Consider the following 20,055-nt stretch of genomic DNA (forward strand, 5'->3'; position numbering starts at 1 on the left):
AGTGGACGTCATGTCGATCGAATCGTCCGCGGTTCCCGCGCCCGGCCTGCGCGAACGCACCCGGCGCGCGGTGCGGGCCGAACTGACGGCGGTGGCCCTGGACCTGTTCCTGCAGCGCGGCTTCGAGGCGACGACGGTGGACGAGATCGCCGCGGCCGCGGGCATCTCGCGACGCAGCCTGTTCCGCTATTTCGCCTCGAAGGAGGCGATCATCTTCGACAACCTCCAGGACGTCGGCGAGACGCTGGCCGAGGCGCTGGCGAAACGTCCGTACGACGAGGACGCCTGGGTGGCGCTGCGCCGCTCTTTCGAGGTCGTGACCGCCTACAACGTGGACAACCCCGAGCGCACCTTGGCCTTCTGGCGGATGCTCGAGGAGACGGCGTCGCTCAAGGCTCGGCACTTCCAGCAGCTGATGAGCTGGCAGCAACTGCTGGTCCCGGACATCTCCGTGCGCCTCGGCGAGGCCGGTCCGGCCGCGAACGGCAACGGGAGCGGCGGCTACCCCGACGGCGAGTACGGCCCCCGCGCCCCGGCCGTCGTCGGCGCCGCGCTCGCCTGCCTGGACGCGGCGAACCACGCCTGGCTCCGCTCACAGGGCAGGGCGGACGTCGTGCAACTCCTCGATGAGGCGATGCGCGCCGTCCGCCCTGCCCAGTTCTGAAGAGACTTCGCCGGCCGTCAGGCCTTGAGCGCCTGGGCGACGGCCTCGGCGACAGTGGTCGTCGGGCGGCCGATCAGGGTCTTGAGGGTGTCGGTGGCGTCGGCGAGCGCGCCCGCGGAGATGGCGACGTCGGCCTGGGCCAGCTCGACCGCGATCGCCGCGGGGATCCCGAAGCCCTCGAGCGCCTTCGCGTACTCCTGCTCGGGCAGCGTGACGTAGCCGACCTGCTTGCCGGACTGCGCGGAGACCTCGGCGGCGATCTCGGCGTTGGGGATCGCGACGTCGCCGGAGAGCTCGTAGACCTGGCCCTCGTGGCCCTCGCCGGTGAGCACGGCGGCGGCAGCGGCTGCGTAGTCGGCGCGGGTCGCGTAGCCGATCCTGCCCTCGCCGGCCGAGCCGATGAACGCGCCGTGCTCCAGGGCGGCGCCGACCGAGCCCAGCAGGTTCTCGAAGTACCAGTTGTTGCGCAGGAAGGTGAAGGGGATGCCGGACTCGATGATCGCGGCCTCGGTGTCCCTGTGCACCCGCGAGAAGGCGATCGCGTTGCCGTCCGCCTTGGTGATGGACGTGTAGACGAGGTGCTTGACTCCGGCCTGCTTCGCCGCGGCCACCGCGTTCAGGTGCTGCCCGAGCCGCTCGTCGCTGGTGCCCATGCTGGAGATCAGCAGGAGCTTCTCGGCGCCCTCGAGCGCGGCGACCAGGCTGCCCTGGTCGGTGTAGTCGCCGCGGACGACCTCGACGCCGCGGTCGGCGAAGTCGGCGAGCTTGGCCGTGTCGCGCACGACGGCGCGGATGCCGGAGGCGGCGACGCCGCGGCCGAGCAGGTCCTCGAGGACGAGGCGGCCGAGGTTTCCGCTGGCCGCGGTGATGACGATCATGAGGGGACTCCCGTCGTACGGTGCTGGCGATGCAGGACGTGCGCTCGTCGGAGGCACTTACCCGAGGATGGCACTAACTTTTAGAAAGTGCAATCTGAGCGATAGTGCTGTCTTGCGGCGGGCACGGGGTTATCCTGGAGGGTATGGATACGCAGCAGACGCCCGCCGACGCCGACGCGGGCGAGGACTTCGCGTTCGACGTGCTGGCTCAGCGCTGTCCGTCGCGCCCGGTCCTCGAGCACATCACCGGGCGCTGGGGCTCGCTCGTGCTGATCGCGCTGCGGGAGAAGCCGGCCAGGTTCAACGAGCTGCGCCGCCGCGTCGGCGGGGTGAGCGAGAAGATGCTCGCCCAGGGCCTGCACGCGCTGGAACGCGACGGCTTCGTCGCACGCGAGGTGCACTCGACCATCCCGCCGCGGGTCGAGTACAGCCTGACGCCGCTCGGTTCGCAGACCGCGGAGATGCTCTGGGAGCTGATCATGCACCTGGAGTACGCGATGCCGCACGTGCTCCGGTCCCAGCAGTCCTACGACGCCGCCGCCAGCGCCGAGGCCTGAGGCCCCGCCCCGTCCGCGAGGGCTTCCGGCGCCTGCCGCCGGGCGTAGCGCCGGGAGAGCGCGGCGCAGGCGATCAGCTGGATCTGATGGAAGATCATCAGCGGTAGGACGATCGTACTGACCGTCGCCGCCGGGAACAGCAGTGTGGCCATCGGCAGCCCGCTGGCCAGGCTCTTCTTCGAACCGCAGAACACCGCAGCGATCCGGTCCCCGCGATCGAACCCCAGCATTCGGGCGCCGACCGTCGAGATAGTGAGCACGATCGCGAGCAGCGCGACGTCGATCACGCCCACCGCGACGAGCTGCTGCCACGAGACGCGGTGCCAGATCCCCGCGACGACGCCGGCGCCGAACGCCGTATAGACGACGATGAGCACGGATCCGCGATCGACCGAAGCCAGAGCACGCGGGTGCCTCTTGAGCGCGGGCGAGATCCTTGACCGCAGAAGCTGCCCGGCCAAGAACGGAAGCAGCAGCTGCGCGGCGACACTCAGCATCGATGAGCCGGACACGCGTGCGTTCGCGCCGAGCAGCACGGACACGAGCAGTGGCGAGAGCACGACGCCGATCAGATTCGACATGGAGGCCGAGCAGACGGCCGCGGCGACGTTTCCGCGGGCTATCGACGTGAAGGCGATCGAGGACTGCACGGTCGACGGAAGAACGCTCAGAAAGACCAGCCCGACGAACAGCTCGTGCGGGATGAGCCCGGGTTCGAGCAGCGTGAGCGGCAGCATGAGCAGTGGGAACACGACGAACGTGAGCGTGAAGATGAGCAGGTGCAGGCGCCACTGACGCATCCCGTCGAGTGCGGCGCGAGGTGAGAGGCGTGCGCCGTGCAAGAAGAACAGCAGGCAGATTCCGGCCGTGCTCAGATCGCTGAAGGCGCGGGCGCCGGCGCCGCGCGCGGGGAGCACGGAGGCGATCGCGACGGTCGCGAGCAGCGAGAGGATGAACGGGTCGAGACTGGAGCGGAGCCTTTGCACGTCATCCAGCGTGCCAGCGGGGCGGTATGCGGGAAAGCGGGTTACTGTGGTAACTGTGATCGCGAAATCCGATGGCACGTCGGCCGCCCCGCTTCTCGACACGACGCAGCTGCGGACGTTCCTGACCGTCGCGCAGACGCTCAGCTTCACGGCGAGCGCGCGGCAGCTCGGCACGAGCCAGTCGACCGTCAGCCAGCACGTGCAGAAGCTCGAGGCGGCGGTCGGACGCCCGCTGCTCGAACGCGACACGCACTCGGTGACGCTGACGGCGGACGGGACCGCGATGGTCGGATTCGCGCGCGACATCCTCGACAGCAACGAGCACGCCGTGGACTACTTCGCGGGCCCCGCGCTGCGCGGCCGTGTGCGGCTCGGCGCGTCGGAGGACTTCGCGTACTCCCGGCTGCCGGACATCCTGCGCGCGTTCCGGGCCACGCACCCCCTCGTCGAGCTGGAACTCACGGTGGGTCTGAGCGGCGTGCTGCACCGCGCGCTCGAAGCACGGCAACTCGACCTCGTCATGGCGAAGCGGAAATCCGGCGAGACGCACGGCACGCTCGTCTCACGCGATCCGATGGCCTGGATCGCCGCGCCCGACGTACGGCTGAGCCCGGATCCGGCCGAACCCGTGCCGCTGATCGCCTGCCCCGAACCGAGCATCAGCCGCGAGCTGGCGATCCGGGCGCTGGAGCGGGCCGGGCGCTCGTGGCGCATCGTGTGCACGGCGAGCAGCTTCAGCGGCCTGCACACGGCGGCGCGCGCGGGCCTCGGCGTGACCGCGCATACCCGGAGCCTGATGCCCGAGGGCCTCGTCGAGCTGCCGCACGACTCCGGCCTGCCCCCGCTCGGCGAGATCGAGTTCGTACTCCTCGCGCGCGGCCGCGGCGCCAGCGGCCCCGGCGCGGCGCTCCAGCAGGCGATCCTCGCCAGCGAGGCCCAGCCGGAGTCTCCCGCGCCCGCGTGAGGGCCCCGCGGCTCACATTCCGCCGGCGGGGGCGCGCCGGGTGGCAGGTTCCGGATACGATCAGCGCGTGGCAGAGGTGATGGAAGAGACGAATCCCGGCTGGCTCACGCGCGGCGAGCTCGAGCAGGCGCGCGCTCAGATGCCGATCCTCTACGTCGAGGCCGTGCCGGTCCGGGTGGACGACGCCGGCGAGGTCACCGAGATCGGCCTGCTGCTGCGGATCATGCCGGACGGGACGATGAGCCGGGCGATCGTCTCCGGCCGGGTGCTGCACCACGAGCGGGTGCGCGACGCGCTGCTGCGCCACCTGGAGAAGGACCTCGGCCCCGTCGCGCTCCCCCGCATCCCGGTGTCCCCGCAGCCGTTCACCGTCGCCGAGTACTTTCCGACGCCGGGCATCACGCCGTACCACGACCCGCGTCAGCACGCTGTCGCGCTCGCCTACATCGTCCCGGTCTCCGGCGACTGCCGGCCCCGGCAGGACGCGCTGGACCTGGTCTGGTTCACGCCCGAGGAGGCCGCGTCCGCGCTCGTGCAGCAGGAGATGATCGGCGGCCAGGGCACGCTGCTCAAGCAGGCGCTCGCGCACATGGGCCGGCTCGTCTGATGGCCGGCTCGGGCGGCTCCGCCGCGTCCGCCGGCTTGCGCACGACGGTCCTGCGGGTGCGCACCGGACGCGAGGAGGCCGTGCACGACCTGACCGCCGACTGCGAGGCCTTCCTGCGCGAGGCGGCCGACGGCGCTGACGGCCTGCTGAACGTGTTCGTCCCGCACGCCACCGCGGGCGTCGCGATCCTGGAGACCGGCGCCGGCAGCGACGACGACCTGCTCGCCGCGCTGCGCGACCTGCTGCCCGCCGACCAGCGCTGGAGCCACCGTCACGGCTCCCCCGGGCACGGCCGCGACCACGTGCTGCCCGCCTTCATCGCCCCGCACGCCACGCTCCCGGTCATCGGCGGACGCCTGGAACTCGGGACCTGGCAGTCGGTCGTCCTGGTCGACACGAACCGCGACAACCCCGACCGCCAGGTCCGGCTCAGCTTCCTCGGCTGAGGGTCCGATCAGCCGCTGCCGCTGTACACCGTCTGCTTCACGCCGTCGTGGTCACTGCAGACGCCCTCGATCCCACCCGACATGCTGACCGTGCCGTCCTGGCACTCGACCATGTAGCCGTTGCCGTTGGAGAAGTTCTCGATGCAGTTGAAGTAGCTGCACGTGCCGGGCTGCGGAGCGTAGATCCTGCTCCCGTTCGGGCAGTAGGTATAGCCGTACGGGTTCTGCGGAGCTCCGCACAATGCGGCGTTCTCCGTCGGCGCGTTCAGCCGGGTGATGGACGCACTGCTGATCGCGCCGTCCGTGACGTAGTACGTCCCGGTGAACTGCTGCTGGGAGCCGTCCGTCTGGGTCGCGGTGAGATCGACACTCACCGCGTTGCCGCTCGTCGCCAGGATCTCGACGGTGTCCTGGGCCGTGTTCGCGAAGCCGTCGACGAACTGCGCGTAGCTCTGGCCGAGGTTGTCGCCGCCGAGCGTCCACGCCAGTTGGTAGTCCTGCGCGTTGATGGCGGAGAAATAGGCCTGGACGACGGACGCGGGACCGGCGTTTCCGACGGCGCCGGTCTGGCTTGTCGCCGGCGCGGGCGCCGCGGGCGCGGTGGACGCCGGCGCGGTGCTCGTGGCGGGGGCCGGAGCGGGCGGGGCGGTCGTGGCGGAAGCCGGCGCACCGGCGGTGCTCTTACCCGGCGAGCCCGTCGAGGTGCCCGCGCAGCCGGCCAGCACCAGGACGAGACCTATCGCGATCGCGGCAAAAATCTCCATCCTTCGCAGATTCATGATGCGTTCCCCGTTCATGGAACCGGAGCGCCGCGTGCGGGACGCGGCGCTCCGGGAATGATCTTCTCCTCGAGATCAGCTCTTCTCGGCGTAGTGCATCGCGCCCTGCCAGTCGACCATCTCGACGGGCTCGTCGCCGACCACCCACGCGTCGTGGCCGGGCGGGATGACGGCGACCTCGCCCGCGCGCACGTCGAACTCGGTGCCGTCCCGCATCTTGATGTGCAGCGTTCCGGACGTCTGGTAGTGGAAGTGCGGGGCCTCGCACATCTCGGTGCCGGCCAGCGGCTTGACGTCGTTCGACCAGCGCCAGCCCGGCTCGAACGTCGCGCGGCCGACCATCCCGCCGCCCGCGCTGACGAGCTCCAGCCGGCCGTGCTCGAAGGGGCGCACCTCGTCCGGGCTGGCGAACGCCCGGTGCTCGGCCTTCGTCGCGCCCGTCGCGCCCGTCATGCCCGTCTCGCCGGCCGACGCCTCGTCCCAGGCCTGCACCAGGGTCTGCGCGGCGATCCGGCCGTCGCGCAGGTCGAGCATCGACGTCGACATCACCTTCGTGCCGTCCGGGTAGCGGCACTGCTCCAGGTACGCCGCGTGCGTGCCGTCCGCGGAGACGACGACCTGGTCCAGGTGGTGCTCCATGTCGCGGCTGCAGATCTCGTCCAGGAACGCCCCGATCGCGGCGGCGCCCGAGATCTCGTGCGGGTGGCTGGGCTGGTCACGCTGGTCCACGAGCGTCATCAGCGCGTTCTCCGCGTACAGGCCGCGCATCGCGGTCGCGTCGCGCATCTCGATGCCGCGGCGCAGGGTCTCGATGTCGAACATCGAGCTTGTGTCCGACATGCTCATCGGATACCCCTTTCGTGTCGATGGTCCCCCAGTCAACGTTCCTCCCCGAACATCAAGAGATCGTCAAGACGGGCGAACCGATCAGGAATCGAGAAGCCGGTTCGGGTACCGGCCACGTAGCGTGAACCATGCGCCGGGAGAACCGGCGGGAACCCGGCGAAACGAAGGAATGATTCACGTGGCCGACAACTTCAAGGCGATCGTCTACCCGGTCAAGGACCTGGCGGCGTCGAAGGCCCTGTTCACCGCGCTGCTCGGCGCGGCACCCGACCAGGACGCGCCGTACTACGTCGGATGGAGCATCGACGGCCAGGACATCGGGCTCAACCCGCAGGGCTTCGATCAGGGCATGACCGGCCCGGTCCCCTACGTGAACGTCGTGGACCTCAAGGCGCGGCTCGAGGCGCTCGTCGCGGCCGGGGCGAGTGTGCTGCAGGAGCCGACGCCCGTCGGCCCGGGCCTGCACATCGCCACGGTCAAGGACGCCGACGGCAACGTCATCGGCCTGCGCGGCTCGGGCGCCTGAGAACCTGGAATCGGCGACAATCCGTAGAGATCACTGTTAAGGAGCAGGCGTGCCGTACACCGTCGACTTCACGAACGTGTCCACCGTCGGCCTGGAATCGTCTCCGGTCGCGAACGCTCTCGCGGGACTGCGCGCGAACGAGTCGCGCTATTACAAGAACAAGTACGATCACGATTTCACCGTCCACCCGGTGGCCGAGGCGCCGGAAGTGCTGGAATACGTGAACCGCGTGCTGTCCGAGGAGCGCGGCATCGTCATCGCCTCCACGCCGCTCGAGGTGACGGCCTTCGAGGTCGACGGGCTGCGGATGTCGTATGTGTTCTACGAATCCGGCCTGGCGGTCAACGTGATGTACGCCATCGCCGAAGGGGGCAAGCGCGCGGTCGGCTTCAAACTCTCCGAGGGAATGGACGTCCCCGAGGAGTTGGAGTCGCGATTCAAGTTCGCGCGCCAGAAATCGAAGCTGGCGGGCGTGATCCGCGGGTCCTTCTTCGTCATCAAGGGCGAGTACTGAGTCGCGGTGCGGGCTCTTCAGACGGTCCCGGACGGTCCCGGGCGGTTCAGGACGGTCGCGGGACTGCCCGGCCGTCGACGAAGATGTCCACCTTCTCGTTGTAGAACGCGATCAGGCCGGCGATGGGCTTGAGGTCGACCGTGGGGAAGTCGTAGGCCCACGCGAGGTCCTCGTACACGGTGCCGTCCACGTTCGCCGACCAGTAACCGCTGGTCACGCCCTTGTACGGGCACTGTGAAACCGTCTCCGACGGCACCAGGCGCATGAAGTCGACCTCGGTGCGGTTGAAGTAGTACCGGGTCGGCAGGCCGGTCTCGAACAGCAGAACGGGCGAGGAGGACTCAGCCAGCGTCGTGCCGCCGAGCGCGACGCGGACGTGGCGCGTCGAGCGCAGCGCGTCCACGCGCGTGTAGGGGCAGCGCGGGTGGACGAAGACCTCCTCGTCCTCCTCGAACCAGGCGTCGAGCGCGTCCCACTGGAGACGGACGTGGCCGCGCACCTCGGGCTTCTTCGCGTCGTCGCCGTAGACGCGGGCCGCACCGGACTTCTCGACGCCGCCGACCCTCAGTGCGTGCCGGCGGGCGGTGCCGAGCGAGCGGTCCTCGGTGCGGCCCTCGTCCACGAGGACGCCTTCCGCCACGTCGCCGAGCGGAATGTAGAACTGCGGGTAGTACACGTGCTCCCAGACGTAGAGCGCCCGCGTGGTGTCGAGCACCGTCCGGCCGCCGAGTCGCGCGCGCACCCGCCGCGGCACCGGCTCGACGTGGTCGACCTCTGCGATCATTCGGGGATAGTCGCGCATCGCCGCTCCCGTGCGTTGGGTAACTTGTCTTCGCAGTTCACCGGCCGAGTCCCATGGTTTCACGCGCCGCCTTCACGGTCCACCGGAAGCGGCGGATCTTCGCAGGCGGCACCGGGCCTGTCCAGCGGCTTCAGGGACCTTCACTCCTTTGTGTCATCTCGCCGCCGCACCCTCGGCCGACGATCCCCGGCGGGTAAGGACACTGACGTGAGACCCGCATCCGCACCCGCCCACGTCGCCTGCATCATGGACGGAAACCGGCGCTGGGCCGAGCAGAACGGCCTGCCGGAAACCGCCGGACACCGCGCCGGCCGCTCCGCGGCGCTGGACGTCATCGACGCCGCCCGCAGCGCCGGGGTGCGCTGGCTGACGCTGTTCGCGTTCTCCAGCGAGAACTGGCGCCGTCCGGGCGAAGAGGTCGCCTTCCTGATGCAACTGGTGCAGCACACCGTCCGCCGGCACGCCCTGGCGTTGCACGCGAAGGACATCCGCTGCCGGTTCCTGGGAGCCGCCGACGCCCGAATACCCGCCGCGCTGCGCCGCGACATCGCGGACCTGGAGAACCTCACGCGCGACAACCGCGGCATGACCCTCACCGCGGCGTTCGGCCACGGCGGACGCGGCGACCTGATCTCGGCCGCCCGCTCGTTGATCCGCGCGGGCGTCCCGGCGGACGCGGTGACCGAGGAGCTTTTCGCCGCGCACCTGCCGCTGCCCGACACGCCCGACGTCGACCTCGTCGTGCGCACATCCGGCGAGCAGCGGATCTCCAACTTCATGCTCTGGCAGGTCGCCTACGCCGAGTGGGTGTACCCGCCGGAGCTGTGGCCCGACTTCGGCACCGAGCAGTTCCTGCGGTGCCTCGACACGTACAGCCGCCGTCAGCGCCGATTCGGCGCCCGCCCTCAGAACCCTGCGCATCACACCGACGGGAGCGAACCTTGTCTGACGCGACTTTGACCGACACCACCCCCTACCCGCTGCTGCGCGAGCTGAGCAACGAACTGGGCTGGGGCCTCGCCGTGGTCCGCGCGGCCGTCCTTCAGGCGGCGCTGCCGCAGATCGCCGCCGCGCTCGCCGACCAGTCCACCTTCGTCACCCATCCCTGGCGACGGCTGCACAACACCATGGCCAGCGTGGAACGGCTGCTCGACGAGGACGCCGCGGTCCGCGAGCGCGAAGTCGCCCGGCTCAACCGGCTGCACGCGCGGATCACCGGCGCCGGCCCGAACGGCACCTCCTACAGCGGTCTCGACCCGGAGGGGCGCGCGTGGGTCATCGCGACCCTCTTCGAGTCCTCCGTGACGATGCGCCGCAACAGCGGACGCGCGCTCGACTGGTCCGCACAGGAGCAGCTGTACGCGGAGTTCCGGCGGCTGCTCGCGGCCTTCGGCGACGACGCGTCCGTGCTGCCGGAGCAGCTCTCCCGGTTCTGGCCGTACTACCAGCAGATGCTCTCCGAGCGGCTTGAGCACACCGACGCCGTGGACGCCGTGCTCTACCGCCTGCTCGACGCGGTGCCGCCGCCTCCGGTGCTGCGGGACCAGCGCACCGCGTGGGCCGCGGTGCGCTCGATCGCCGGGCCGGTCGCCGCCCGGGTCACCGTCGCGTCGCTGCCGCCGACGTTCCGCGAGCGGGTGCGGATCGACAGCCCCGTGCTGTCCGACGCGCTGATGGTCGGCGCGTACCGCGGCAGCGGCCTGGCCACGCTCGCTCTGCCGGTCCTCTCCAACCCGTGGACGCTCGCGAGCGTTATGGACGGGGACGGGGACGGCGATCAGTCCGCCTCGCCGCTGTTCGGCGCCCTGCTGCGCGGCGCGAGCGCGTTCACGTCGGTCGTCCGGGCGGCGCGTCCCGCGCAGCCCGCCGCCTCCGGGCCGAACCGGGACGCCGAGCCGTGGCCCGCGCAGCGCTTCTTCGTGAACGTGCTCGATCAGACCGGCGACGGCACGGTCAGCTGGCCCGACCTCGCGGCGCTGGCCCGCGAGGTCGCCTCCCGCCTGGATCTGGACGCGGACCGGGAAACAGAGGTCTACGACGCGTTCCACGGCTGGTGGCGGGAACTGTCCGCGGCCCTCGACACCGACGGCGACGGCGTCGTCTCGCTCCAGGAGTACGTCGCCGGCTCCGCGAACCTGCCCGCGCCCGCGCTCGTCCGCCTCGCCGACGTCCTGTTCGAGGTCACCGACGTCGACGGCAGCGGCACGATCTCCGCGCAGGAGTATCGCAAGCTGCTGCACACCGGCTTCTCGCACGAGCTCCCCGGCCCGCCCGGCGCGGACCTGACCAAGTCCGCCTTCACGACGGAGTTCATGCACTTCATGGCCGGGCGCCGGCCGTCGACGGCCTGGGAGCGGCTGACCACGGACAGTTGACCACGGACAGCTGACCGGCCGCCGCCGAAGGATCTGCCTGCGCCGCCGGGCGCCGCGCTCGCTATTGTGGCCGGTGCCGTCGACAGTAGGCAGGGAGACCGTGGTCGAGGAGATACGCACAGCCGCTCCGGCAGATGTCAAGGCACTGCTGGAGCGGGCCGCGGGCCTGCGCGCGAAGATCGACGGGCTGCACGCGAGCGAGCAGGAGCTCCACGAGGCGGTGCGCGGCGCGTATCAGGCCTCGCATACTGCGGCGGTGCGCGGCCGGCTGACGGGCATCCCCGTCGAACGGCTCAAGGACGTGACCGGGGCCAGGCTCCCGGCGGACAGGCTCGCGGAGGCCGGGTACCGGACCGTCGCGGATCTGGACGGCGTCACGGCCGAGACGCTGCAAGGGATTCCCGGCGTCGGCCGGGTCGGCGCCGAGCGGACCGTCGAGGCGGTCCGGCGCATCGCGGAGGCCGCCGAGCAGAACACCGGCGTCACCGCGGACATGGACCTGCGCGGACCGGACGCCGCGGCGCTGCTCACGTCGCTGTACCGGGCACGCGTCGCGGACCGGGTGATGGAGCGGGTGCGCGAGCCGGCGGCCCGTTTGAGCGGCGCGATCACGAGCCTGGCGACCGCCGCCAAGCCGCTCGGCGGGCGCGTACGCAGGCTGTTCCTCGGCCGCACCCGACGCGACGAGGCCCAGCGCGCGTACACCGAGCTCGACGGACTGCTCGCGAATCCGCGCACGGTCAAGGATCTGGACCGGATCGACGCGGCCGAACGGCGCTTGCAGGCCAAGCCGCCGCGTCCCGCCACGGCGCGCAACGACTTCGAGAAGCACTCCGCCGACTATTTCAGCACCCTCAGCCGGATCATCGGCGATCACCACCGCTCCGAGGCCTCGCGCGGATTCCTCACGGACGACCTCGCCTCACGGGTCGGCGCCCAGCAGCTCGACGAGACGCATCTGCGCGTCGCGCTGCGTCCGTACCAGGCGTTCGGCGCACGGTTCGCGCTCGCTCAGCGGCGCGTCGTACTCGGCGACGAGATGGGCTGCGGCAAGACCGTCGAATCGATCGCGGCGCTCGCGCACCTGCGGGCCGAGGGCGCGCGGCACTTCCTGGTCGTGTGCCCGGCCAGCGTCCTGGTCAACTGGATGCGCGAGGTCGCCTCGCACAGCACGCTGCGCGCGCACCGGCTGCACGGATCCCAGCGCGCCGCGGGCCTGCGCGCCTGGATCCGCGGCGGCGGCGTGGGCGTGACGACGTTCGAAGCGCTGCAGGGGCTCGACGTGCCGGAGAAGCTGGCCGTGGGCATGCTCGTGGTCGACGAGGCGCATTACGTGAAGAACCCTGACACGATGCGTTCCATCGCCGTGCGCGCGTGGTGCGATCGGGTGGAGCGCGTGCTGTTCCTGACCGGCACGCCGATGGAGAACCGCGTCGAGGAGTTCCGCAACCTGGTCGGATACCTCCAGCCCGAGGTCGTCGCCTCGATCGGCGAGATCGACGCGGTGGCCGGCTCCGAGGCCTTCCGCCGCGCGGTCGGCCCGGCGTATCTGCGGCGCAACCAGGAGGACGTGCTCTCCGAGCTGCCGGAGCTCGTGCAGGTGGACGAGTGGACCGAGTTCGGCCCCGAGGACGAGCTCGCCTACAAGGAGGCCGTGGCCGCGCGCAGCTTCATGGGCATGCGCCGCGCCGCGTACGCGTCGCAGGATCCGGCCTCGTGCGCCAAGCTGGCGAGGCTCGTCGAGATCGCCGACGAGGCCGCCTCGAACGGCCGCAAGGTCGTCGTGTTCTCCTACTTCCGCGACGTGCTCGACCTGGTCTGCCGCACCCTCGGCGAGGACCGCGTCTTCGGCCCGCTGACCGGCGGCGTCCAGCCTGCCCTCCGGCAGGAGATGGTCGACCGGTTCAGCGCGACGAAGGGCCACGCGGTCCTCGCCAGCCAGATCCAGGCGGGCGGCGTCGGCCTGAACATGCAGGCGGCCTCCGTGATCATTCTGTGCGAGCCGCAGGTCAAGCCGACGCTCGAGACCCAGGCCATCGCCCGCGCGCACCGGATGGGCCAGATCCGCCGCGTCCAGGTGCACCGGCTGCTGGCCGCCGACAGCGTCGACCAGCGCATGCTCGAGATCCTGGAGACCAAGAAAGAGCTCTTCGACGCCTTCGCCCGCCGCAGCGACACCGCCGAGAAGATGCCCGAGGCCGTCGACATCGGCCCCTCCGTCGCCCGCCAGGTGATCGCCGCCGAACGCGAGCGGCTCGGCCTCGGCTAGGCCGCGACGCTAGTTTGCAGACACGGCCTACCGGTTCTCCAGGAAGTCGATGATGCCGTCCGCGATCGCCGCGGCGAGCTTCGCGCGTCCGGCGCTTGACTCCATGAGTGCGATATCCCCAGGGTTCTTCATGTTCCCGCATTCGACGAGGACCTTCGGCACCGTGGACAGGTTCAGCCCCGCGAGATCGCTGCGCGTCTCGTAGCCGTCGTCGCCGATGTACGTCGCCGGCGTCTCGCCCGACTCGGCGAGGAAGGTCGCGTGCAGCGCCTTGGACAGGGCGTCGGAACGCGCGTCGTTCGCCGCGCCGCCCTCGGAGCGGGTCGCCTGGATGATCTGGAAGCCGTGCCCGGAGGACGCGAACCCGTCGCCGTGGATCGAGATCGCGGCATCCGCGTGCGCGTCGTTGCCGATCGCGGCGCGCTGGTCGACGCACGGCCCGACGCCGTCGTCCGTCGTCCGAGTCATGATCACCTTCGCGCCGTGCTGCTCGAGGATCTGCTCCACGAGGACGGAGACCTGGAGGTTGAACTGGTATTCCGGGTAGCCGTCATCGGCGTTCGTGCCTGTGGTGTCGCACGTCTTGGTCTGCCCGAAGCCCATGGGCACGAGCTTCGCGATCTCCGCCGCGTGCGACGCGTTCCCGCCGTTGTGGCCGGGGTCGATGACGACGGTCTTGCCGGCGAGCGCAGCCGCCGGCGACGACGCGGCCGGGGACACGGTTGCCGAGGCGGTTGACGACGGACTCGCCCCGTTCACGCCGTTCGCGGCGAGCGCGGACGCGGCGGAGGAGGCACCGGTGGCCGGCACTGTCGACTCCTGACCGACCTGCGTCGCGGTCGTATCGCACGCCGATACGGCGAGCGCGCAGACGGCGAACACGGCTGCGAGCGCTGAACATATTCGTCGGTGGTGGGTAGGCACCCGCCCAACCTTGCCATGTCCCTCCGTACTGAGCGCAAGTCCCCAGTGCCGACGATCCGATCTCGTCGAGTACCAGGCATGGCGCCCCTCGGCCCTCGGTGAACATCGAGCGCCGAGGGGCACACCTCTGCCGGGCTGCGCTACGGACGCCGTGCCCGGAGAGTCATCGGTTGGAACCCGGCCGCCGCCGGAGCGGCGGTCCCGGGTGTGGGTGGAGCGGTGGGTGCACGTGCTCTTGGGTGCGTGGGTGGTGCGTGGGTTTAAGTGGGTGGTGCGTGGTTTCGCGTGGGTGGTGCGTCGTGCTGCCTGGTGGTGTGCGTGGGCGTGCGGGTGACGGCCGGTCAGCTGCCGCTGTAGCTGCTGTAGCTGCTATTGCCGCTGTAGCTGCCGTAGCTCCCGTTGTTGCCGCTACTCAGCGGGCCGAGCACGTTCAGGGAGTTGCTGATGTCGTCGACGTAGTACACCCACTTGCCGTCGGCGCTCGGGAAGAGTCCGAACAGGGCGCCGGCGCCCGCCATGGATCCGCTGACGGCGGTGGTGTCCAGGGCCTTGACCAGGGCGGTGGCTCCGCGCGTGGTGACCGCGACGAGGTTGCCGTTGTTGCCGTTGGCGACCAGCAGGACGTTGTTGGACAGCGCGGTCAGGCCGAGCGGGCCCTGGATCAGGCCGCCTTCGGCGAGGGTGGATCCGAGGCCGTCGCTGTTGTGCCGGGTGGTGGCGTTCGGGATCACCGCGATCCGGTTGCCGAGCGTGTCGGCGATGTAGAGGGTGGACCCGATCACCGCGACGCCGGTCGGTCCCACGATCAGGTTGGCGGCGCTGGTCTCCTCGGGCAGCCCGGAGGCGACGGCGACGGCCGTGAGGATCTGGAAGTGCTGCCGCGTCACGGCGAGGCGCAGCCGGATCACGGTGCCGCGGTTCACCTGCTTGCCCATGCCCGCCACCGCGCCATTGAGCACATTGGTGACGAACAGCTCGACCGAGTTGCCGCCGTCCACGGCCGCCATGTCCCACGGGCCGTTGATGCCGTGCCCGGTGATGACCGCCTTCGCCTGGCCCCGGCTGTTGAGCACGATCAGGCAGCCGGACTTCAGGGTCGCCGAGGTGCCGTCGGAGGTCGGCGTGCTGCCGACGACGACCCACCCGTCGCGCAGAACGACGAGCGCCGTCGTGAGCCCGAGACCGCCGGGGCAGGTCGAGGGCAGCGAGGACGCGGTGAGCGCGGCGAACACGATCTTCGCGTGGGTCGTCGGGTTGACCTCGACGATGGTCGTGCCGGTCCCGGCCGAGTTGGCCTTGTTGTTGAAGTTGCTGACCAGCACGTCGCCCTTGACCAGCTTGCCGATCCCGTCCGGCACGACCGCGACCCCGTACGGGTTCAGATCGCCGTTCGCCGGAACGGTGGACGACACCATCTTCGCAGCCGTGGTGGCGGTGACCACATTCGCGGACAGCACCGTACGGTTGCGCGCCTGCGAAACGTCGTGTTCGTGGTCCCAGGGCGAGGCGTACGCGGCGGTTCCCGCCACCGCGCCGATCACCAGCGCCAGCGCGGAGCCGATGCCGACGCGGATCCTCGTTCTCCTCATCATGTAGGACACGCTCCTTAGAGGGTTTTAACGCGCGGCCCGAGGCGGGCCGCGAGTCCAGCAGTGTCACCGCCCCCAGACGGAGCAACCGCCGCATCGGTTCAACGCGAATCGGCGGCCGCCGGTGTACGGGTTCTACAACGCAGGTCACAGGATTTTTTCAGATTCGTTGAACCGCAACGGCTGCGGCGCCGTGCCTTACGAGCGCACACGCCGAGCCGACCCGGCCCGGCGCTCGACCACGACACGTAAGGGCGTGATGAGCTGTGCGTCATCCTGATGCCCACTCAGGAAAGACCCCGCACCGGGGACTGCTGGTCCCGGTGCTCGCGATCGCGGCGGCCGCGCTGCTGACGTCGGCGGGCCCTGCGTTCGCGGGCAGCGGCTACGGCCAGCTGATCGTCTCGCCGGGCACCGTCGCGGGCGGCCAGACCGTCTCGATCCTCGGCGTCTGCCCGAACAACGGCTCCACGCTGAGCGGAGTCACCTCGTCGGCGTTCGTCGGCGGCTCCGCGTCGATCAGCATCGGCTCGGAGAACTTCACCGGAACGGCGACGATCTCCGCGTCGGTCTCCCCCGGCACGTACGTCGTCACCGCCCAGTGCGGTTCGGGCAGCCCCTCGGTGGACATCACGGTGTCCTCCTCGGGCGGGGGCGGCGCGTCCACGCCCACGACGGCCGCGGCCACCACCCAACCCGTCCAGTCGTCGCCGACGGTCACCCATTCTTCGGCGCCGGCCACGACCAGTGCGGCGGCGTCCGCCGGCGGCGGCAGCCGGATCATGGGCGGCGCTCCGGCGGCGACCGGCATGACGCCGGCGTCGTCCTCGTCCTCTGCCACGGCGAGCGGCATGGCCGCCGCCGGCACCCCAACCGGCACGACCCAGGCGCCGGCCGTCACCAGCACCGGAGTGATCCGGGTGGGTCTGGCCGGAAGCAGCAGTCAGCTCTCGAGCATGCTCGCCCCCATCACGGTGGCGGCGGTCTTCGTGCTCGCCTGCGCGATCGGATTCCTGCTGCACCGCCGACGTCGCAGCTCCACCGGTTCCCACAACTAGTTCCCACAACTAGGAGCACCTCGTGACCTCATCGAGTTCGCACGGCCGGCACGACCGGCCGGAGCCCCTACGCAAGGCCAGCCGCGCCGAGTCGGCCCAGGCCAGGCGGGACCTGCGCACCTGGCGCACCAAGAAGTACGCCATGGTCCTGGCAGGCGTGCCGATCGTGGCGATCGCCCTGGCCGGTTACGCGCTCGCCTCGCCGGGCCGGTGGCATCACCACCAGCCGACGTCCGCCGCGTGCGCGACCGCCTCGGCGACCGCTGGACAGTCGAGCACGTCGACGACCGCCGCAGCCGGCGGCACGACCTCGTCGAGCGCCGCCTCGCCCTCGTCCACGAGCGCGGTCTCCGCGTCCGCCACCGGCACCACGGCCGGCACGTCCACGGGCACCGGCACGGCCTCAAGCGGCACGACGATGAGCACGACGGCGACGACCGCGGCAGGGACCGGCACCACGACGACCGCTGCAGGGACCGGCACCAGCACTACGGCTGCGGCGGGGACCGGCACGACCACGACGACCGCCGCGGGGACAGGCACCAGCACGACGGCCGCTTCCACGACCGCCGCGGCGACGACCGGCGCGACGTGCGCCAACACGACGGCCGCGGCCACGACGACCGCCTCCGCCACGGCGACGACCGTGGCCGCCGCGACGCCGAACCCGAACTGCACCCTGGTCGTGCCCGCCAACCCGCTCAGCGCGCAGGGCCTGGCCACGCCGTACCAGTTCGTCGCGACCAACGCCGCGATGGGCGCGTGCCATGAGGCGAACGTCAACCAGAGCGCATTCGTCCAGGCCACGATCTACGACCCGGCCACCGGCGCGCTCAGCGTCTACGACCCGCTCGTGATCGATCAGGGCACGACGGCCGCCGCGGCACCGGTCGTGCCGACGCTCCCGGCCGGCGCCGTCGTCGGCATCTGGTTCGGCTTCAACGCCACGAACCTGACCCTGCAGGACTCGGGCGGCAGCCTGGCATCGGGCAACTGCGTCAACGGTCTGGGAGCCTCGGTCTTCGGCCAGTTCGCCGACTGCAACGCCGCGGCGTTCTTCAGCGCGGTCAACCAGGGCATCGCGGCCGGCAAGGTCACGGTGCCCAATCCCGGAACCGCCGTCGACGGCCAGCCGTGCCTGACGACCCGCAACTTCGGCCTGATCGACCAGGACCAGAGCGACAACGTGACCACCTCCTACCTGGCGACCGCGAACGGCCAGACCGCCCAGAACAACGCCGCGAACATGGCGACGCTGACCGGCGCGACCACGCTGGCCAACCCGAGCGACAACGCGCTGCTGGACGTATTCGTCGATCCCGCCCTGCACTGCACCCCGTGGACCGCGCCGAACCTCGGCAACGGCGGCGCCGCGGCCACCTCGATCGCGCTCGACGAGATCCAGGCCAACGCCTTCCCGGCCAACCCGACCGCGCTCGTCCCGGAAAACGACCCGATGGCCCTGGTCAACGGCGCCTTCAGCTCCCAGAAGACGAACCTCTACCGCGCCGGCGTCGACCAGAGCGCGCTGCCCGCGGGCGTCAGCCCGGCCGTGTACTGCGGCGACATGGACAGCATCCAGTCCGCCCGCCTCCAGCAGGACGTCAACCTGCTCATCAACCAGACAAGCCCGTCGGCGGCCGCCGCGAGCAACCTGTTCACCTTCCTGGCGATGCGGCTGCAGCAGTCCTTCGGCAACCTCAACTGCCAGAACTTCGGCCTGGCGAACCCGGTCTCCTCCCTCGCCACCAACGGCGCGGGCGTCGTGGTCGGCGCCGTCTTCGCCCAGCAGACCAACGCGGTCACCGCGGGCGCCGGAAACCCGGCCGAGAAGTGCGTGACCATCACCAACGCCACAGCGCAGGCCGCCTGCGCCCTGGCCGCCGTGGGCGCGAACACCTCCCCGACCCCCACGCCGACCATGACCGCCACTCCCCGTCCGAGCGGCGACATGCACCACCGCAGCGGGCACCACTGGTGACACGCCGAAGGTGAAACGCGAGCCCGGTGAACGGTGAGGCCGGTGAGGCCGGTGAACCGATGAGCTTCACGCACGGCAGCACCTGACCCGCGGTAGCACCTGACCCGCGGTAGCACCTGACCCGCGGTAGCACCTCACCCGCACGTGGCGTCCCGTCGCCCCCGAGCCGTAAGCGGCTCGGGGGCGACAGCGCGTCCGGCGGCCGGAATGCGATGGCCGGATCGGGCGCTTAGCCTGCGAGCATGGGCAGCAACGAGGCTTTCGTCACGGTCGCCGGGCGCAGTGTGCGCATCTCCTCGCCGGATAAGGTCTGCTATCCGGCCGTCGGGGTCACCAAGCTCGAGCTCGCGGAGTACTGCATCGCCGTCGCCGAAGGGCTGATGCGCGCGCTCGCCGGGCGGCCGATGGCGCTCCATCGCTTCCCCGGCGGCCTGGCCGGCGGCGACTCCTTCTACATGAAGCACGCGCCCAAGAGCCTGCCCGATTGGGTGCAGACCGTGAAGGTGACCTTTCCGAGCGGACGCACCGGCTACGAGGTGTGCGTGACCGAGCCGGCCACCGTGGTGTGGGCAGTGCAGATGAACGCCCTGGAGCTGCATCCGTGGCCGGTGCGCCGTGAGGACACCGACCGCCCCGACGAGCTGCGCATCGACCTCGACCCGGAGGCAGGCAGCGGCTTCGCCAAAGCCGTCGAGGCCGCGACGGAGGCCCGTGCGCTGTTCGACGAGCTGGGCATGGTGCCGTTCGTGAAGACGTCCGGCGGACGCGGCCTGCACATACTGGTTCGTATCGAGCCGCGCTGGTCGTTCATCGAGACCCGGCGCGCGGTCATCGCGTTCGCGCGGGAACTGGAACGCCGTCGCCCCGACCTTTTCACCACGTCCTGGTGGAAGGAGGAGCGGAGCGCGCCGGTATTCGTCGACTTCAACCAGATGGCCCGCGACCGGATGCTCGCCGCCGCCTACTCCACGCGCGCCGTCCCGGACGCCCGGGTCTCGACACCGGTGCGCTGGCCGGACCTGCCAGACGCGGCCCCGGAGGACTTCACCGTGCGTACGGTGCCCGCGCTCTTGGCCGAACGCGGCGACGCGCACGAGGGCATCGACGACGAGTCCGCCGCGCTGGACGCGCTGCTGGAGATGGCCGAGCGGGACGAGCGCGACCGCGGGCTCGGCGACCTGCCCTATCCGCCCGAGTTCCCGAAGATGCCCGGCGAACCCAAGCGCGTCCAGCCGTCCAAGGCCCGCCACACGACCGCCGAAACCAGCTGACGCGCGAACTCAGTGGGCG

20 protein-coding genes are annotated in these 20,055 nt (G+C 70.8%); 13 read left to right on the top strand and 7 right to left on the bottom strand.

The window, feature by feature from the left end:
* Positions 1–10: 10 nt before the first annotated feature.
* Positions 11–664, top strand: a complete 654-nt coding sequence (locus tag KDK95_RS12115; RefSeq protein ID WP_212518203.1) for a TetR family transcriptional regulator — start codon at positions 11–13, stop codon at positions 662–664.
* Positions 665–681: 17 nt separating this feature from the next.
* Here KDK95_RS12115 and KDK95_RS12120 read toward each other — a convergent pair whose 3' ends face one another.
* Positions 682–1,542 (bottom strand): SDR family oxidoreductase, encoded by an 861-nt coding sequence (locus KDK95_RS12120; RefSeq protein ID WP_212518204.1) that lies wholly within the window; start codon positions 1,540–1,542, stop codon positions 682–684.
* Between the two features lie 143 nt (positions 1,543–1,685).
* On the opposite strand from KDK95_RS12120, the gene KDK95_RS12125 reads away from it, so the two are divergent.
* Complete coding sequence (locus KDK95_RS12125; RefSeq protein ID WP_212518205.1) at positions 1,686–2,099, top strand: winged helix-turn-helix transcriptional regulator; 414 nt, start codon at positions 1,686–1,688, stop codon at positions 2,097–2,099.
* On the opposite strand, the gene KDK95_RS12130 is transcribed toward KDK95_RS12125, so the two are convergent.
* Positions 2,069–3,085, bottom strand: a complete 1,017-nt coding sequence (locus KDK95_RS12130; RefSeq protein WP_212518206.1) for a bile acid:sodium symporter family protein — start codon at positions 3,083–3,085, stop codon at positions 2,069–2,071. The two genes, KDK95_RS12125 and KDK95_RS12130, sit on opposite strands and share 31 nt — an antisense overlap.
* Positions 3,086–3,140: 55 nt before the next feature.
* Between KDK95_RS12130 and KDK95_RS12135 the strand changes: the two genes are divergently transcribed.
* The 3 genes from KDK95_RS12135 (at position 3,141) to KDK95_RS12145 (ending at position 5,102) form a co-directional block, all read left to right on the top strand.
* Positions 3,141–4,049 (top strand): LysR substrate-binding domain-containing protein, encoded by a 909-nt coding sequence (locus KDK95_RS12135; RefSeq protein ID WP_212518207.1) that lies wholly within the window; start codon positions 3,141–3,143, stop codon positions 4,047–4,049.
* Between the two features lie 79 nt (positions 4,050–4,128).
* Complete coding sequence (locus KDK95_RS12140) at positions 4,129–4,656, top strand: NUDIX hydrolase family protein (protein ID WP_212518232.1); 528 nt, start codon at positions 4,129–4,131, stop codon at positions 4,654–4,656.
* Positions 4,656–5,102 (top strand): secondary thiamine-phosphate synthase enzyme YjbQ, encoded by a 447-nt coding sequence (locus tag KDK95_RS12145; RefSeq protein WP_212518208.1) that lies wholly within the window; start codon positions 4,656–4,658, stop codon positions 5,100–5,102. Before KDK95_RS12140 ends, KDK95_RS12145 begins: the two co-directional genes overlap by 1 nt.
* 8 nt (positions 5,103–5,110) lie before the next feature.
* On the opposite strand, the gene KDK95_RS12150 is transcribed toward KDK95_RS12145, so the two are convergent.
* Together KDK95_RS12150 and KDK95_RS12155 are read right to left on the bottom strand one after the other, a co-directional pair.
* Entirely contained in the window at positions 5,111–5,881 is a 771-nt protein-coding gene (locus tag KDK95_RS12150; RefSeq protein ID WP_212518209.1) for a hypothetical protein, read from the bottom strand.
* 75 nt (positions 5,882–5,956) lie between these two features.
* Entirely contained in the window at positions 5,957–6,721 is a 765-nt protein-coding gene (locus tag KDK95_RS12155) for a cupin domain-containing protein (protein WP_212518210.1), read from the bottom strand.
* Between the two features lie 184 nt (positions 6,722–6,905).
* Here KDK95_RS12155 and KDK95_RS12160 point away from each other — a divergent pair, with 184 nt between their 5' ends.
* On the top strand, positions 6,906–7,253 hold the full coding sequence (locus KDK95_RS12160) for a VOC family protein (protein WP_212518211.1): 348 nt from the start codon (positions 6,906–6,908) through the stop codon (positions 7,251–7,253).
* Positions 7,254–7,302: 49 nt separating this feature from the next.
* Positions 7,303–7,767, top strand: a complete 465-nt coding sequence (locus tag KDK95_RS12165) for a DUF8821 family protein (protein ID WP_372463311.1) — start codon at positions 7,303–7,305, stop codon at positions 7,765–7,767.
* Between the two features lie 46 nt (positions 7,768–7,813).
* Here KDK95_RS12165 and KDK95_RS12170 read toward each other — a convergent pair whose 3' ends face one another.
* Positions 7,814–8,551: a DUF427 domain-containing protein gene (locus KDK95_RS12170; protein WP_212518213.1), complete on the bottom strand. Its 738-nt coding sequence runs from the start codon at positions 8,549–8,551 to the stop codon at positions 7,814–7,816.
* 225 nt (positions 8,552–8,776) lie between these two features.
* Here KDK95_RS12170 and uppS point away from each other — a divergent pair, with 225 nt between their 5' ends.
* The 3 genes from uppS to KDK95_RS12185 all read left to right on the top strand — a co-directional run bounded on the left by uppS (position 8,777) and on the right by KDK95_RS12185 (position 13,213).
* A complete protein-coding gene (uppS, locus tag KDK95_RS12175; protein WP_212518214.1) occupies positions 8,777–9,529 on the top strand; it encodes a polyprenyl diphosphate synthase in 753 nt (250 codons plus the stop codon).
* Positions 9,511–10,944 (top strand): oxygenase MpaB family protein, encoded by a 1,434-nt coding sequence (locus KDK95_RS12180; RefSeq protein WP_212518215.1) that lies wholly within the window; start codon positions 9,511–9,513, stop codon positions 10,942–10,944. The genes uppS and KDK95_RS12180 overlap by 19 nt, the downstream gene beginning before the upstream one ends.
* Positions 10,945–11,017: 73 nt before the next feature.
* Positions 11,018–13,213 (top strand): DEAD/DEAH box helicase, encoded by a 2,196-nt coding sequence (locus KDK95_RS12185; RefSeq protein ID WP_307844322.1) that lies wholly within the window; start codon positions 11,018–11,020, stop codon positions 13,211–13,213.
* A gap of 27 nt (positions 13,214–13,240) precedes the next feature.
* Here KDK95_RS12185 and KDK95_RS37665 read toward each other — a convergent pair whose 3' ends face one another.
* Positions 13,241–14,023, bottom strand: coding sequence for an N-acetylmuramoyl-L-alanine amidase family protein (locus KDK95_RS37665; protein ID WP_212518216.1), 783 nt, complete (start codon positions 14,021–14,023; stop codon positions 13,241–13,243).
* A gap of 455 nt (positions 14,024–14,478) precedes the next feature.
* Entirely contained in the window at positions 14,479–15,729 is a 1,251-nt protein-coding gene (locus KDK95_RS12195) for an NHL repeat-containing protein (protein ID WP_212518217.1), read from the bottom strand.
* Between the two features lie 263 nt (positions 15,730–15,992).
* Here KDK95_RS12195 and KDK95_RS12200 point away from each other — a divergent pair, with 263 nt between their 5' ends.
* The 3 genes from KDK95_RS12200 to ligD all read left to right on the top strand — a co-directional run bounded on the left by KDK95_RS12200 (position 15,993) and on the right by ligD (position 20,036).
* Positions 15,993–16,784: a hypothetical protein gene (locus KDK95_RS12200; protein ID WP_212518218.1), complete on the top strand. Its 792-nt coding sequence runs from the start codon at positions 15,993–15,995 to the stop codon at positions 16,782–16,784.
* A 22-nt stretch (positions 16,785–16,806) separates the two neighbouring features.
* Positions 16,807–18,765 (top strand): hypothetical protein, encoded by a 1,959-nt coding sequence (locus tag KDK95_RS12205; protein ID WP_212518219.1) that lies wholly within the window; start codon positions 16,807–16,809, stop codon positions 18,763–18,765.
* A gap of 242 nt (positions 18,766–19,007) precedes the next feature.
* Entirely contained in the window at positions 19,008–20,036 is a 1,029-nt protein-coding gene (gene ligD, locus KDK95_RS12210; RefSeq protein WP_212518220.1) for a non-homologous end-joining DNA ligase, read from the top strand.
* The last annotated feature ends 19 nt before the right edge of the window (positions 20,037–20,055 follow it).

Origin of the sequence: Actinospica acidithermotolerans (genome assembly GCF_018139625.1) — a bacterium.
Lineage (GTDB): Bacteria > Actinomycetota > Actinomycetes > Streptomycetales > Catenulisporaceae > Actinospica > Actinospica acidithermotolerans.